This is a genomic window from Roseibium sp. SCP14 (assembly GCF_040329475.1).
Classification (GTDB): Bacteria; Pseudomonadota; Alphaproteobacteria; order Rhizobiales; family Stappiaceae; genus Roseibium.
The window spans coordinates 719,451-733,717 of record NZ_JBDZYH010000002.1 but is presented as its reverse complement, the minus strand read 5'-3'; the positions used below and the strand labels follow the sequence as shown (position 1 = coordinate 733,717).

Genomic DNA, 14,267 nt, shown 5'->3' with positions numbered 1-14,267 from the left:
TCAGAAAGACGGCGTGACCTCTACTTCCGGCCCGGACCCATACTTTCCGGGCCGGAATTTTTCCAAAAGACATCTATGCGAACCGCCCAACACGGGAATTCTGGAACATGCCTGGCAACCTGACTTTTGACGCGCTGAAATCTCTCGTTTCCGCCGGAGAGATCGACACGGTGCTCGCCTGTATCGTCGACATGCAGGGACGGCTGATGGGCAAGCGTTTCCATGCCCAGCATTTTGTCGACAGCGCTTACGAAGAAACTCATTGCTGCAACTATCTTCTGGCGACCGACCTGGAAATGTACACGGTCGAAGGATATGCGGCGACGAGTTGGTCAGGCGGTTACGGCGACTATGTCATGAAGCCGGATCTGGCAACGTTGCGGCTGGTGCCGTGGCTTGAAGGAACGGCCATGGTGATCTGCGATGTGCTGGACCATCATACCCACAAGGAAGTCCCTCACTCTCCACGTGCCATGTTGAAAGCTCAGGTGGCGAGGCTGGGTGAACTCGGGCTGACGCCGATCATGGCGACCGAACTGGAATTCTTCCTGTTCGAGAAGAGCTTCGATGAAATCCGCAAGGAAGGCTTCCGCGACCTGGAACCGATTTCCGGCTACAACGAGGATTATCACATCCTGCAGACGACCAAGGAGGAAGACGTTCTGCGCCCGGTGCGCAACGGTCTGTATGCTGCTGGCGTCCCGGTCGAAAACACCAAGGGTGAAGCGGAAACCGGCCAGGAAGAGCTCAATATCAAGTACGCTCCGGCTCTTGATACGGCCGAGTATCACACGATCTCCAAACATGCAGTCAAGGAAATCGCCTGGGCGAAGGGGCGCGCGGTTTCGTTCCTTGCCAAGTGGCGCAGCGACAAGGTCGGCTCCTCCTCGCATGTACACCAGTCCCTGTTCGACAAGGACGGCAACAACGTCTTTTGCGATGATGCGGGCGAACATGGCATGTCGGAGACAATGCGTCACTACCTGGCGGGCCTGATCAAATATGCGCCCGACTACACCTATTTCCTTGCGCCTTACATCAACAGCTACAAGCGCTTCCAGAAAGGCACCTTTGCACCGACCAAGACTGTCTGGTCGATTGACAACCGCACTGCCGGGTTCCGTCTTTGTGGCGAAGGCACGAAGGGACTGCGCATCGAATGCCGTATCGGCGGTTCGGATCTGAACCCCTATCTGGCGCTTGCCGTCCAGATTGCGGCCGGTCTCAAGGGCATTGAAGAGAAATTGCCACTCGATCCACCGACCAGCGGCGATGTCTACGAAGCCAAGCAGGCCAGGGAAATTCCGCACACCTTGCGCGAAGCGCGCGAAACCCTGCGCAAGTCCGAATTCCTGCGCGAGGCGTTTTCCGATGGGGTGATCGACCATTACGCCCGTGCGGCTGAATGGGAAATCGAAGAGTTCGACCGGGCTGTCACGGATTACGAAATCGCGCGTGGGTTCGAAAGAGCGTAACGGCCGACCGTAAAGAGTTCGACTTTCCAATACCTGGCCAAGGTAAGGCCGGGTCTGCCTTGACGGATGAGCCGGACCATCAGGAACCGGCCCAGACCGGAAAAACTGTGTCCCACGTCTTCTCCGGATGAGAATGCCTTTTGGGGCAAAACCGAGAGCCAACCACATTCGACAAACCGCATGTTGGAGTGCGGTCATGAAAGGTTCAGAAATGTCAGATGTGATCAAACTGATCTCGCCGATCGATGGGTCGGTTTATGCCGAACGTCCTGCTTTGGATGAAGCGGCGGTCGACAAAGTAGTGTCGGCGGCAAGGACCGCCCAGCCGGGGTGGGCAGCATTGCCGATTGCCGAGCGCGTTGCCTATTGTGAGAAGGCTCTTGAGGCACTCAAGGCCATGAATGACGACGTCGTGCCCGAGCTGGCCTGGCAGATGGGACGGCCGGTGCGCTTTGGCGGTGAACTTGGCGGAACGATTGAACGCACCGAATATTGTGCGTCCACCGCTGAGGAAGCGCTCAAGGATATCGAACGGACCGACAAGCCGGGTTTCAAGCGGTATCTGCGGCGGATGCCGCTTGGCATCGTCATGGTGATCGCGCCCTGGAACTACCCGTTCATGACAGCGATCAACACCATCATGCCGGCGCTCATGGCAGGAAACGTCATTGTCCTGAAGCATGCGGCTCAGACGCTGCTTGTGGGTGAGCGCCTTGCCAGGGCCTTTGAGATTGCAGGTCTGCCGAAAGGCGTTTTCCAGAACATCGTTCTGACCCATTCGGGAACGGAGAAGCTGCTTGGCTCCGGTCTGATCGACCACGTCAATTTCACCGGCTCGGTCGCCGGTGGCCGGGCGATCGAAAAGGCGCTTGCCGGCACATTCGCGACGCTTGGCCTCGAACTCGGCGGCAAGGATCCGGCCTATGTCCGTGCCGATGCCGATCTTGATTATGCCGTTGCCAATCTGGTGGACGGAGCGTTTTACAACGCCGGTCAATGCTGCTGCGGCATTGAACGCGTCTATGTGCATGAAAGCCTTTTCGACCGGTTTGTTGACGGGTTTGTCGATCTGACCAGCCAGTATCAGCTAGGCAATCCGCTGGATGAGGCAACGACGCTCGGACCTATGGCGCAGGCGCGTTTTGCTGCCTGGGTGCGTGAACAGACGCAGGAAGCCCTGCGCAAGGGCGCAAAGGCTCATATCGACACGTCGAAATTCACCGAAGACAAGGACGGTACGCCTTACCTTGCGCCGCAAGTTCTGACGGATGTGAACCATCAGATGTCCGTGATGAGGGAAGAAAGCTTCGGCCCGGTTGTCGGTATCATGAAGGTGAAGGACGACGAAGAGGCGCTGCAGTTCATGAATGACAGCCCCTATGGTCTCACCGCATCGATCTGGTCTGAAGACGTGGCGGCAGCTGCCGAGATCGGCAACAAGGTCGAAACCGGCACAGTCTTCATGAACCGCTGCGACTACCTAGATCCTGCGCTTGTCTGGACCGGCGTCAAGGACACCGGCAAGGGCGCAGCTCTCTCCGAAATCGGCTTCCACAACCTGACCCAGCCGAAATCGTTCCACTTCCGCGTCGAGCATTGAACCGGAAACCGAATGGTGCTGAGATTTGCCTAATCTCTAACGCATTGTCATCCCGGCTGGAACGAAGTGAAAAGCCGGGATCCAGTAGCCCTGGTTGGCAAGTTGTTACGACACGCCTTGCCTGACGGTTACTGGACCCCTGCTTGCGCAGGGGTGACAAGTTGGAGGAAGCCTGTCCATTCAAACTGAGATTCAGCCCGGCTTTTCGACGAACGCAATTCAATATCAACCAATGAGACACCCATGAGCTCACTTCCTTCTGTAAACTGGTCCTACCCGACCTCCGTCCGTTTTGGTGTCGGCCGGATCAAGGAACTGCCGGAGGCCGTCAAGGCAACCGGCATGTCAAATCCATTACTGGTGACCGATCCGGGTCTTGCCGGATTGCCCATGGTCGCCGAGGCGATTGCCAGTCTTGAAGCAGCCGGTCTTTCTGCCGCTGTCTTTTCTGACGTAAAGCCGAACCCGGTCGACAGCAACATCGTTGCCGGTGTCGAAGTGTTCAAAGCGGGCAGTCATGACGGTGTGATTGCTTTCGGCGGTGGTTCCGGACTTGATGCCGGTAAACTGATTGCCTTCATGGCCGGTCAGACACGCCCGATCTGGGATTTTGAGGACATTGGCGACTGGTGGACCCGCGCCGACCCTGATGGGATTGCGCCAATCGTGGCCGTGCCGACGACCGCCGGAACCGGCTCGGAAGTCGGTCGGGCGGGGGTGGTGACCAATGAGAAAACCCACACCAAGAAGGTGATCTTCCATCCGAAGATGTTGCCGGAAATCGTGATCTGCGACCCGGAACTGACAGTGGGTATGCCGCGTTTCATCACTATCGGCACCGGCATGGACGCCCTGGCACACTGCCTGGAGGCCTATTCCGCACCGATGTACCATCCGATGTCGGAAGGCATTGCCCTGGAAGGGATGCGCCTGGTGCTGGAAAACCTGCCGAAAGTCGCTGCGGACGCTTCTGATCTTGAAGCTCGCGGCCACTTGATGAGCGCGGCTGCCATGGGTGCGGTTGCCTTCCAGAAAGGCCTGGGCGCGATCCACTCTCTGTCCCATCCCGTCGGTTCGCTCTATGACACACATCACGGTATGACCAATGCAGTCTTCATGCCGTATGTATTGCAGTTCAACAAACCTGCGATCGAGCAGAAGTTTGACCGGCTGGCAGGCTTCCTCGGAATTTCAGGTGGATACCAGGGCGTTCTGGACGCGATCCTGAAGCTGCGCGACGACCTTGATGTGCCGCACACGCTGGCCGGCTTGAATGTTGATGACAGCAAACGTGATCTGATTGCTGAAATGGCCATTGTCGATCCGACAGCAGGCGGCAACCCGGTCAAGCTGACCAAGGAAGGGGCTCTGGAGATCTTCGACAGAGCCCAATCCGGAAAGGTCTGAGTTGTTTCAGATCCAGGAGCGCGCCACTCGCTGGCGCGCTTCGGCATGCTAAAGCCCTAGGACCCGTCATCAACTCAATTGAACGGTGCAGGGTGGATTCCGGTTCCCGCGATGGCGCCATAGCGCCACGCTGACCGAAGTGACGACAAAAAATGAAGGCCCCGTGAGCAACATGAAGCGCGCCCTGAGGCGCGCTTACTTATTCTTTTCAAACTAGCCAAGAATTTGGTCATGCGACCCTTGGCAATCAAGCACTATGCTGACGCTCGATGTATTTGAGAACAGCGACCATCACGATGCCGTAGAGAACGTGCCCGACAAGGGCGACCCAGACGATGCCGGTGAAATTCAGGAAGAAGGGCAGGCCGGCAACGGAGGTGATGCCGCCGATTGCGAAAAGCCACAGGCCAAAGCCGTAAATCGCCGAAGGCAGGAACCAGTGTGTGTTGCCGACGACCCGCTGCCAGATCGGGGCGAAGATGTACATCCAGCCGATAGGATAGCCAATCAGGCCGACAATGTAGAAATGAACGAAGTATCCTGCAAAGTTGCCGTTGGGCAGGCCAAGGCTGCCGAGCAGGCTTCTGGCCAGGCCGTGAGGTGAGAGGTTTGCAAAACCGAGGGCCGGGCTTATGACCTGGCCCCAAAGGTCGAAGGCGACAGTGGCAAAGAAGCCCGAGATGAACATGAGCCCGAGCGTATTGGTGTTTACCGCCGGCAAAGAGCCCACCAGACGAGTGTCAGAGCTGATCGTATTCATGGCGCTTTTGCTTTCCTGTTAAAAGAACTTCCTGCGTCTATTATTTAGTCGTTATCGAGATAACGTGCACTCAACTCGATGTGGCCTTGAATAGCGATTTTGTGAATGAACTGTTACCGGAAATGTGACGTGTATTACAGATCTTAATGCGTCGCGATACTTCCGTTTCGTTCGAAAATCAAAGCCCCGGTTGCTGCGATGAGGCCAATCAGGGAACTTGCAAGCATCAGCGCAATGACGATCTCCGGTGAACTGTCCTCAACGACTGCTGCTCCGGTCAGGCTGGTCAGTATAGCGCCTCCTGCAAGTGTCGAGGCGCCAACCAGGCCAGCTGCGCTTCCGGCCAGATCCGGCCTCACCGACATCGCCCCGGAGTTGCTGCTCGGCATTGTCAGGCCGTTTCCAATTCCGACAAAGAGCGTGCTGCCAAAGAACACCCAGGGCGATAACCAGCCGGAGATGAGGAGCAACAATCCGAACGTCAGGCCTGAGCATGCCACGATCCTTCCGATCAGCATCATCGTGGGCAGGGAGACCGTTGCGGCAAACCGGCCGGCCAGGAAACCGCCGGCAGAAAATCCCATGGTTATGCTGCCAATCAGGAAACCCAGCTGGACAGTCGTCACTCCGAAGGTTGCGGTTGCCGCCAGAGGAGCGCCAGCCAGAAAGATATAAAAGGCTCCGGTAGAAAATGCCGTGCAGATCGCATAGGCAAAAAACCGTCTTTCTCTCAACAAGGCGGTGAAATTGTCGCGTTCTTCCTGCTCGCCGTCACCATGACCTTTTCGCGTTTCTCCAAGATCGAACCAGCAAAGCAACAACAACACAATTCCAAAGAACGCATAGAAATAGAAACTTGTGCGCCAGCCAAACGTTGAGTCCAGGATCCCGCCAAGAACGGGTCCGAGCATGGGTGCAATCGCCATGCTCATGGTGATGTAACCAATCAGGCCGGCTGCCTCGCGTGGTGGGTTGGTGTCACGCACGATCGCCAGCGAGAGAGTGAAACCCGCCGTGACGCTTCCCTGCAGCATCCTGAAAGTCAGAAACACCCATATGTTCTGGGCAAGGGAGCAGACAATCGACGAGATGCAGAAGATGGTGAGCGCGACCAGAAGGACCGGACGCCGCCCGAAGCGGTCGGACAAGGGGCCGGCAATCAACTGAATGACGGCAGTGACCGCCAGGTATCCGGCAATTGCCACGCTCACAAGCGCATAATCGGTTTTCAGGTCGCGGGCAATGTTCTCCAACGAAGGCAGAAACATGTTCAGCGAAAGCGGAGAAAATGCCGTCAGCAATATGATCGTCAAAAGGTGAGGTGGCGTTCTGGGGTTGGAAATCACTTGGTTGGGTCTTTCAAAAAAATACCCCCGAACTTGGTCGGGGGCGCATGGGAAACGGATATGAATGCCGCTACCGGTCCATGCACCTTCTGTTCACTATAACGACGGATCTGAAAGTCATTGGTGTCTTTCTGAAGTGGGCTTGAGTGCTCAGTGACTGGCGATCACTAAGTCAGGGATTTGATCTTTTTGCAATTCAAACTCACTCCAACTGCCCATGAACCGCGACAAGATCCAGTTCTGCTGCCTGCGTTGCAATTGCGCTGTAGCTTTCCTTCACACCTTCCTCCGCCAGTTCCCGCTGAACCGCCAGAAGCGTGTTTTCGTCATGCTCTTCGCAGAGTTCGGCCATGTAGGCGAGTTCCTCGGCCGCGACGCTGTGCGCGGCCTCGACTGACGGAGCACCATAGACATCGACGAAATGCTGCGCCAGCCGGTCAATCAGAGCGTTGAACTCGGGCTCTTCAATTGGTGTGATGGCAACAAAGGTCACCCGGCCGAAAGTCTCCAGCCCCAGCCAACCATTGGTAAAGGCCTGGCGGGCCTTGCCGGTGAGGTCTGCCTGCGTCCAGTCGGAAAACTCAAATCCGCCGGACAGGCACCATTCGCCGGTGCGGGCAGGGGAGAAATAGACGTTACGGTCGCTGTCATCCATATGAACGGCACGGGCAAGTTTCATGGGTTATCCCTCAAGTCGGCTGGAGAGTGGGATCAGGATCGTTTCGTCACCGGTCCTGAGCAACATGCCGAAATGTTCGTCGACACCAACGAAAGTGCCTGACTGTCCATCGATTTCAATTGGGTCGCCGAGGTTCGATGCCACTCCGCGCCAATCGGCATGGACGGGCCGCAGACCTTCGTCGAGCCACCTGTTGATCCAGTAGAGCGAATGACGCACCCAGCTTTCGAGCAAACGATCCGCGGAGATGTCCGCACAGCCTTCTTCGGACAGAAAAGTCCGGTCCGAGGCAACGCCCGGGTCGGGCTCGGAGCTTTTCATGTTGAGGTCCAGCCCCAGCACGAGCCAATCGGGAACAGCGTCCGGTTCTTTCGTCGATGCCTTGACGCGCATCTTTCCGCAGACAGCGCCGTTGACGCGAATGGTGCCGTCCCACCCCAGATGAACGGCAACTTCCGGCGGTGCAAGCGCTCCAAGGGCTGCCTGAAGTCCAAGCCCGCAGACTGGAAGGGTGGCCATGGCCTCCTCAAGCGGGACCTCCGGCGCGAAAATCAGGCTCGCACACAGGACATCGCCGGAAAGATTGTAGACGACCGTCCCAGGATCGGTTCCGGTGATCGCCAGTGCTGTGGCCCGCTCGAAGGGATCCGCGTTTCCGGTCAGGGGCTCGCCCTGAAAGAGAGGCGGGAACTGAAGGTCGCTCATGCATGACCTCCGGCAACAAGTTTCCCGGCAAGCTGCTGGAACACACTTGCCTCAGGCGCATCGGGGGATTTCACCGCGATGGGCGTGCCACCGTCCGCCGCCAGCCGGATGTTGAGATGAAGCGGCACTTCAGCCAGAAGCGGAACGCCGAGTTTTTCAGCTTCGACAGCAACGCCGCCATGGCCGAAGACATGTTCTTCATGCCCGCAATTGGAACATATATGCGTCGACATGTTCTCGATCATGCCGAGCAGTGGAACGTTCATCTGCTGGAACATGTCAATCCCCTTGCGCGCATCCAGAAGGGCAACGTCCTGGGGTGTAGAAACAATGATCGCGCCGTCGACGATGAATTTCTGGCTGAGGGTCATCTGGACATCGCCTGTGCCCGGTGGCAGATCGACGATCAGTACGTCAAGCGCCCCCCATTGCACCTGGCCGACCATCTGCTGCAAGGCGCCCATCAGCATTGGGCCGCGCCAGACGACAGCCTGATCTCCGGAAGTCATCAGACCGATCGACATCATGGTCACGCCGTGATTGCGCAGGGGCAGGATCATCTGGCCGTCCGGCGAGGTCGGGCGGCCCGAAATGCCAAGCATTTTCGGTTGGGACGGGCCATAGACATCCGCATCCAGCAGGCCGACCTTGCGTCCTTCAGCGGCAAGCGCACAGGCCAGATTGGCCGCAACAGTGGACTTGCCGACACCGCCTTTGCCCGAAGCCACGGCGATGATCCTGTCGATCCCAGGCACCTTTTGCGGTCCTGATGCACCGGCGGGAGCCGGCCGCTGCCTGATAGGCTGCGGTTCTGACGCGGATGAGGGAGCCGCTGGGGGCTGGTCGGAATGCGAGGTAAGGATGATCTGCACGTCCTCGCATCCGTCCAGAGCCTTCAGCCTGTGCTCGGCTTCCAGCTTCAGGTCATCCATCTCGCCGACGCGGCCCGCGTCAATCTCCATGACGAAGCGGATATTGCCACCGTTCACCTGAAGGGCGCGCATCATGCCGGAGGCAACGATGTCGTCGCCCGTGGCCGGGTCAGCGATCGTTTTCAGCGTATTCAGAACGGTTTCGCGCGTCAGGGACACGTTCGGCTTACCCCTCTATTTCGCCGTCAACCACATGTTCAAGACCGAGCTCCTCGATCGTAACGACGGCCTTGACCTTGAACGTCTTGCCGTCGGCAGGGCCGGCATTGCGGACAGCTTCTTCAATCGCCTGCTGAGAGGTAACGCCCACCTGCTTCAGGAATTTGCGCATCGACATGTTGAAATCGTCACTCATCTTGTTCTCCTTGTGATGGCGGGGTGCATTGACGGCTCGTGGAATTGGCTCCTAACCTATGGCCACTTGCCAGCAACGTGAGGGAGGAGCGCGTGTGCGGCCGTTTTCTGGTCTTGTGCCTGTTCAGTTTGATAGTAAGTGCCGGATTCATATCATCTGGCAAGGCCAACTCGCGAATGTTCCGGCTGAGTGCTCCGGAAGCGCTGGTTGCGTCAGGGTTTTTGAAGCACCTGCTGCCGAGGTTTTCTCTCAAGACCGGCGTCAAGATTGAGATCGTTCCCGAGGCAACAGATGCAGACGCGCGGTTTTCAAGCTCGTCTGACGGTGTCCCAGTGTTTTCCGGGCTCGATAGCGAATGGGTTCTGGTGATCTCCAGGGAAAATGAACACGTGATCCGGTTCAGGGACTGGATCACCGGTGAGGTCGGCAGAAAGACCATCGACGCGTTTCGCGCTGACGGGAAAGCGGTCTTTACTGCCGCTGTCGCCAAACCCAAAGACCAAGGCCCGCAATTGATTGCCGGAGATGTCGTTTCCGGAGAAAAGCTTGCAGTTCTCCATTGCGGGCGCTGCCATATGGTCAACGAAACGACACGCCTGACCACGATCGGCTCGACGCCGTCATTTGCGATCATGCGAAACTTTTCGGATTGGCGCGTGCGCTTTGAGGCCTTTTTCTCGCTCAACCCGCATCCGTCCTTCACCCAGGTTGAAGGCGTTACGGAGCCTTTTGACGTCAGCCGGCCACCTTCAATCGTTCCCCTGGAGCTGACGCTTGACGAGCTTGACGCCATCCTGGCTTTCGTCTCGCAGATCCAGCCGGCGGATCTCGGGGCGCCAATCCAGTACGATTGATCGGGTCCACACGGTGTCAATGGTCACGCCGTTTGCTGATGTAATCGTCAGTCGTGCGAACGCGCGGCCGTTCCCCCATGGCAAAGGGATTGTCTTGCGAGTGATAGACAGAATTCACCCGGCAGTCGTCGCACATCTGGATGAGCTTGATTGCCTTGTTGTCCTGGAACATGGAGTGGTTGCCGGCAAGTTTTTCCGTCAGCCGTTCAACGGTTGACCGCACACCGAAAGGCTTTCCGCATTCGATACACGAAAACGGTTCCTCCTCCTTGAGGACAACTGGTGCAAGAGCCTTGTCGCCAAGGTTCAGACGCGGTTCCAGCGTCAGGGCGCTTTCCGGGCACAGGTTGGCGCAGATGCCGCATTGCAGGCAGGCGTCCTCCTGGAAACGCAGCTGCGGCATGTCCGGGTTTTCCTTCAAGGCACCGGACGGGCACAGCGAAACGCAGGAGAGGCACAGCGTGCAGGCATCGACGTTCAGATTGACAGCGCCATAAGGCGCCCCTGACGGCAGCGCAATCACAGCATCGGACTCATTGAGTGCTTTGGCCGCCAGCCGGGTCACTTGTCTGCGCGAACCGAGAGGCAGAATGGGTTGGGTGGCCGGAACCTCATCAGGGTCGCTGTAGAGGTTATTTTCCAGCGCATCCGGATCTAACGGTTCAATCAGCTGGACACGTTCTTGACCGGCGATGGCATTTGCCAGATCTGCCTGAAGCGGCAGGCCTTCCTTCTCAGTCTTCGGAGACAGCAGAATGGTCACGGAAGCGAACCCGCCCGCCAGTGCAGCGAGAGCTTCCGCATGGCCGAAACTGGCCAAGGCCGTCATCTCCAGCGGTATGACATCTGCGGGCAAACCCTTGCCATAACGGGCACTCAGACGGATGAGATCGGCGCCGTGACTACTGTCATGAACCAGGAGGCGCGGGGCATTGGTGGCAAGTTTCCGCCAGGTGGAGGTAAGCGTTTCAATTCGCTTGAAGGTATGTTCCACCGGTGGTGCATCGTAGGAGATGGCACCGGAAGGGCAGACCGCGGAGCAATTGCCGCAACCGGCGCAAATCATGGCGTCAACGGCAACATGATCGCCATCAGGTGTAATGGCTCCGGTTGGGCACAGGTCCAGACACCGTGTGCAGCCTGTTTTCTGCGCTCTTGAATGAGCACAAAGATGCTCATCGAGCTTGACATAGATCGGTTTTTCAAAGGTTCCGACAAGCTGCGAGGCTTCCAGCAAGGCCTTCGTTCGGGCTTGGATGCTGCCAGGATCAGCGCGCAGATAACCCTCACGCTTCTCCGGTGCCGGGAACAACGGGACCGCTCGTCCAAGATCAAGAACGATGTCGCATTCGGTCCTGCCACCGCTGCGGGGGGATGTCCAACTGAAGGTACCACGTCCACCCGGAATGCGTTCCTGCAAGGCATCGAAGGAGAGCTGGAACTGACCGAGTGAACCTTTCGCGGACTTGATCCGACCTCTGACAATGTCAAAACGGCGATCATCCGAGAGCGGTAATTCGGCATCCGGATCAAGGAGAACCGTCACGCTCAGGATTTCGCAAAGGTCTTCGGCAGCTGAAAGCGCCGTTTCCATATCCCCCAGAATGAGACAGGTGCCGCCGGAGGTAACATCCACGACCTTTTCGCCCGGCTGCGGCAAGGCAGCTTCTGCAATCAGGGCCGCCATCTTCGCGGTTGGCGGACGGCTTTCTTCCGCCCAGCCAGCGCGATCCCGGATATCAACCGTTGCCGGCGCGTCAGTTTCCAGGTCGCCCGCAATCTCTTCGAAAAAGTGCTGTTCCTGGCTGCAGGCAATCATCACATTGCCGTCCCGGATGGCTTCCTCGGTGATTGCCGCTTCCGACCGGCAGAGCTCGGAATGGACTTTCGAGCACGAAATACCGGTTGCCGATTCGATCCGTTCTGCGTCGATTGACTGACTTTTCAGGCAGTCGCACAGCAGAATCTTGCTGTATGTCATCGCTTGCGCGTCCTCTCCCCCCGGACCATCGCCTCCCAATTCTCCTCATGGAAAGTCGATTTGTCCGACTGACATAACAAGGGCGGTTGTCCGTCCGCGTCAAGTTCGACTTCTGCGGGGCTTGAAATTTGTCCGGCTTGCTACAGCATGTAGGACAAATAACAAAAAACGAAATGGAAACCGGCGGGTGGGAGGAACGATCCGCAGTGACAAGCGAACGAACACGTACAATGCCGGTCGGTGTTGTAGTCAGACGATTGCCCGGTGTGACACGCTGGCAGAAGTGGTCCTGGCGGCCAGTATCGCTTCTGCCCGGAGCCAAGGAGGCAGACTGGACGGTGCTTCGGAAAGAGGGAGACGCGGTAGAGTACCACGCTGCGACCCTGAGCCTTGAATTGCACCGCACGGATACCGAAGCCTATCTGACCGCGCTATCCGACAAGGTGCCTTCAATCTACGTCGTCATGCGTTCGGCCGACGAGACCGAACGCGACGTGCCGATGGACGTGATGTTTCTGACTGCATCCGCCTATGAAGGGCAGGATTACGCGGATGCAAGCGATGTCATGGTCGAAAAAGTGCCGATGCCCCCGGGTTTGATTGCCTGGATCAGGGAATTTGTCGAAGCGCATCATGAAGAGGAAATCTTCATCAAGCGAAAGCGGGACAAAAAGCGGATCGATCTGGTGGAGGATGGTGTCGGAGATCCGAGAATCCGGCAGCTCAGCGATGTTTACCGGGCACCGGGCCGCAAGCCGAAGGACACTTTGCAGTGATCGGGTGGAAGCGATGAGCGGACCTGAAAAGACGGGCACGGATTTCTGGTCCCGCCGCAAGGCAGCGGTGCGCAAGGCTGAAGAGGCGGAGCAGGCCGAAAAACAAGCCGAAGTGCAGGCGGAGGCCCGGGCTGAACTGGAGCAGAAGACCGATGAGGAAATTCTGCAGGAGCTGGAATTGCCGGACCCGGACACACTTGGCGAGGGAGACGATTTTTCCAAGTTCCTGGATGGCGCGGTGCCGGAGCGTCTGCGCCGCCGGGCATTGCGCCGGCTCTGGGCGCTGAACCCGGTTCTGGCCAATCTGGACGGTCTTGTCGAATATGCCGAGGACTACACGGATGCGGCAACGGTCGTTCCAGATCTTCAGACTGTCTACAAGATCGGCAAGGGTATGCTGGATCGGTTTGCTGTAGACGGAGAGGCAGAAGATGCGGAAGCCGGGACTGCCGCAGTCATCGAAGCTGAGGGAAGTCTGGAAAGCGGTTCTGAGTTGCGGCACGAAGAAAATACTGCGTCGCACAATGATTTTTTACAAAAAAGAAAAACATCTATGCAATTGACGCAAAGTGACGAACTCGTGCACTCTAGAAAACAAGGGGCCGACTCACTTGACTTACCAGATTCCGCCCTAGTTGATGCTGAAGAAGAACCTCGTCCATCGAGGCGCCGAATACGATTCGACTATTCATAATACTAAAGTCGAATATCGGGCTGAAAGTAAAGTTACTGCTGCGTTTGAGGGAGGTGCATCGCGGATGTCCGCAGTGTCAATGGAATACGTGATCGATCCGGAAGATCGGGCACGAGCGGATCTCTATGACTTTCTGGGGCTTCTCCTTGTCAAACCTGCCGATGCCGAGCTGTTGCGGAAGCTTGCCGGCTTGCAGGGTGATGACACTCCCATCGGAAACGCACTCAATGTGCTGGCAAAGATTGCCTCGGTGACTTCACCTGAAACTGCGGAAAGAGAATTCAACGCCCTGTTCATCGGTCTGGGACGCGGTGAGCTGCTGCCCTATGCCAGCCACTACCTGACGGGGTTTTTGAACGAAAAGCCGCTGGCCAACCTGCGCGAGGATATGGCGAAACGCGGCATCAGCCGTGCCGAGGGAAAACACGAACCGGAAGACAACATCGCATCTCTCATGGAAATGATGGGTGGAATGATCGTCGGCCGGTTCGGATCGGTGACCTCGGTCGGCGAGCAACGCGCATTTTTCAAGGCTCATGTCGAACCATGGGCCATTCATTTTTTCACTGATTTGGAAGCAACGAAGAGTTCCGTGTTCTACGGAGCAATCGGATCACTTGGCCGGCATTTCATGGAGATTGAAACCGAAGCTTTCGGCATGCTGCCCAATTGATATTCGCGTTGGCAATTTAGGCGGCGGGTG

General features: G+C 57.4%; 14 protein-coding genes. 7 read left to right on the top strand and 7 right to left on the bottom strand.

What is annotated here, in order from left to right; all coding sequences use genetic code 11:
- Positions 1-107: 107 nt before the first annotated feature.
- The 3 genes from ABLQ08_RS10610 to ABLQ08_RS10600 all read left to right on the top strand — a co-directional run bounded on the left by ABLQ08_RS10610 (position 108) and on the right by ABLQ08_RS10600 (position 4,482).
- On the top strand, positions 108-1,475 hold the full coding sequence (locus ABLQ08_RS10610; protein WP_352941592.1) for a glutamine synthetase family protein: 1,368 nt from the start codon (positions 108-110) through the stop codon (positions 1,473-1,475).
- 211 nt (positions 1,476-1,686) lie between these two features.
- Positions 1,687-3,075, top strand: a complete 1,389-nt coding sequence (locus ABLQ08_RS10605; RefSeq protein ID WP_352942589.1) for an aldehyde dehydrogenase family protein — start codon at positions 1,687-1,689, stop codon at positions 3,073-3,075.
- A gap of 243 nt (positions 3,076-3,318) precedes the next feature.
- Positions 3,319-4,482, top strand: coding sequence for an iron-containing alcohol dehydrogenase (locus ABLQ08_RS10600; protein WP_352941589.1), 1,164 nt, complete (start codon positions 3,319-3,321; stop codon positions 4,480-4,482).
- 247 nt (positions 4,483-4,729) lie between these two features.
- Here the strand turns inward: ABLQ08_RS10600 and ABLQ08_RS10595 are convergent, their stop codons facing one another.
- The 6 genes from ABLQ08_RS10595 to ABLQ08_RS10570 form a co-directional block, all read right to left on the bottom strand.
- Positions 4,730-5,242 (bottom strand): hypothetical protein, encoded by a 513-nt coding sequence (locus ABLQ08_RS10595; protein ID WP_352941586.1) that lies wholly within the window; start codon positions 5,240-5,242, stop codon positions 4,730-4,732.
- Positions 5,243-5,385: 143 nt separating this feature from the next.
- The gene (locus tag ABLQ08_RS10590; RefSeq protein ID WP_352941584.1) at positions 5,386-6,588 is read right to left on the bottom strand and encodes a multidrug effflux MFS transporter; all 1,203 of its coding nucleotides are present in this window, start codon (positions 6,586-6,588) and stop codon (positions 5,386-5,388) included.
- Positions 6,589-6,790: 202 nt separating this feature from the next.
- A complete protein-coding gene (locus ABLQ08_RS10585) occupies positions 6,791-7,267 on the bottom strand; it encodes a DUF6505 family protein (RefSeq protein ID WP_352941582.1) in 477 nt (158 codons plus the stop codon).
- Between the two features lie 3 nt (positions 7,268-7,270).
- Entirely contained in the window at positions 7,271-7,972 is a 702-nt protein-coding gene (locus tag ABLQ08_RS10580) for a biotin/lipoate--protein ligase family protein (RefSeq protein WP_352941579.1), read from the bottom strand.
- Positions 7,969-9,063, bottom strand: coding sequence for an Mrp/NBP35 family ATP-binding protein (locus tag ABLQ08_RS10575; RefSeq protein ID WP_352941577.1), 1,095 nt, complete (start codon positions 9,061-9,063; stop codon positions 7,969-7,971). The genes ABLQ08_RS10580 and ABLQ08_RS10575 overlap by 4 nt, the downstream gene beginning before the upstream one ends.
- A gap of 7 nt (positions 9,064-9,070) precedes the next feature.
- Positions 9,071-9,259, bottom strand: coding sequence for a DUF6494 family protein (locus ABLQ08_RS10570; protein ID WP_352941575.1), 189 nt, complete (start codon positions 9,257-9,259; stop codon positions 9,071-9,073).
- 176 nt (positions 9,260-9,435) lie between these two features.
- Between ABLQ08_RS10570 and ABLQ08_RS10565 the strand changes: the two genes are divergently transcribed.
- Positions 9,436-10,113: a hypothetical protein gene (locus ABLQ08_RS10565; protein WP_352941574.1), complete on the top strand. Its 678-nt coding sequence runs from the start codon at positions 9,436-9,438 to the stop codon at positions 10,111-10,113.
- A 16-nt stretch (positions 10,114-10,129) separates the two neighbouring features.
- Here the strand turns inward: ABLQ08_RS10565 and ABLQ08_RS10560 are convergent, their stop codons facing one another.
- On the bottom strand, positions 10,130-12,094 hold the full coding sequence (locus ABLQ08_RS10560; RefSeq protein ID WP_352941572.1) for a 4Fe-4S binding protein: 1,965 nt from the start codon (positions 12,092-12,094) through the stop codon (positions 10,130-10,132).
- Between the two features lie 206 nt (positions 12,095-12,300).
- Here ABLQ08_RS10560 and ABLQ08_RS10555 point away from each other — a divergent pair, with 206 nt between their 5' ends.
- From ABLQ08_RS10555 to ABLQ08_RS10545, 3 genes are all read left to right on the top strand, one after another.
- Complete coding sequence (locus ABLQ08_RS10555; RefSeq protein WP_352941569.1) at positions 12,301-12,870, top strand: DUF3305 domain-containing protein; 570 nt, start codon at positions 12,301-12,303, stop codon at positions 12,868-12,870.
- Between the two features lie 13 nt (positions 12,871-12,883).
- Positions 12,884-13,564, top strand: coding sequence for a DUF3306 domain-containing protein (locus ABLQ08_RS10550; protein WP_352941567.1), 681 nt, complete (start codon positions 12,884-12,886; stop codon positions 13,562-13,564).
- A 64-nt stretch (positions 13,565-13,628) separates the two neighbouring features.
- Entirely contained in the window at positions 13,629-14,237 is a 609-nt protein-coding gene (locus tag ABLQ08_RS10545) for a TorD/DmsD family molecular chaperone (protein WP_352941564.1), read from the top strand.
- The last annotated feature ends 30 nt before the right edge of the window (positions 14,238-14,267 follow it).

Bases quoted from the DNA above. Each gene is read 5' to 3' on its own strand.
- ABLQ08_RS10585 (WP_352941582.1), bottom strand. From the start codon at position 7,267: ATGAAACTTGCCCGTGCCGTTCATATGGATGACAGCGACCGTAACGTC.
- ABLQ08_RS10565 (WP_352941574.1), top strand. From the start codon at position 9,436: ATGTTCCGGCTGAGTGCTCCGGAAGCGCTGGTTGCGTCAGGGTTTTTG.
- ABLQ08_RS10550 (WP_352941567.1), top strand. From the start codon at position 12,884: ATGAGCGGACCTGAAAAGACGGGCACGGATTTCTGGTCCCGCCGCAAG.
- ABLQ08_RS10545 (WP_352941564.1), top strand. From the start codon at position 13,629: ATGTCCGCAGTGTCAATGGAATACGTGATCGATCCGGAAGATCGGGCA.
- ABLQ08_RS10560 (WP_352941572.1), bottom strand. From the start codon at position 12,094: ATGACATACAGCAAGATTCTGCTGTGCGACTGCCTGAAAAGTCAGTCA.
- ABLQ08_RS10570 (WP_352941575.1), bottom strand. From the start codon at position 9,259: ATGAGTGACGATTTCAACATGTCGATGCGCAAATTCCTGAAGCAGGTG.
- ABLQ08_RS10600 (WP_352941589.1), top strand. From the start codon at position 3,319: ATGAGCTCACTTCCTTCTGTAAACTGGTCCTACCCGACCTCCGTCCGT.
- ABLQ08_RS10610 (WP_352941592.1), top strand. From the start codon at position 108: ATGCCTGGCAACCTGACTTTTGACGCGCTGAAATCTCTCGTTTCCGCC.
- ABLQ08_RS10605 (WP_352942589.1), top strand. From the start codon at position 1,687: ATGTCAGATGTGATCAAACTGATCTCGCCGATCGATGGGTCGGTTTAT.
- ABLQ08_RS10595 (WP_352941586.1), bottom strand. From the start codon at position 5,242: ATGAATACGATCAGCTCTGACACTCGTCTGGTGGGCTCTTTGCCGGCG.
- ABLQ08_RS10580 (WP_352941579.1), bottom strand. From the start codon at position 7,972: ATGAGCGACCTTCAGTTCCCGCCTCTCTTTCAGGGCGAGCCCCTGACC.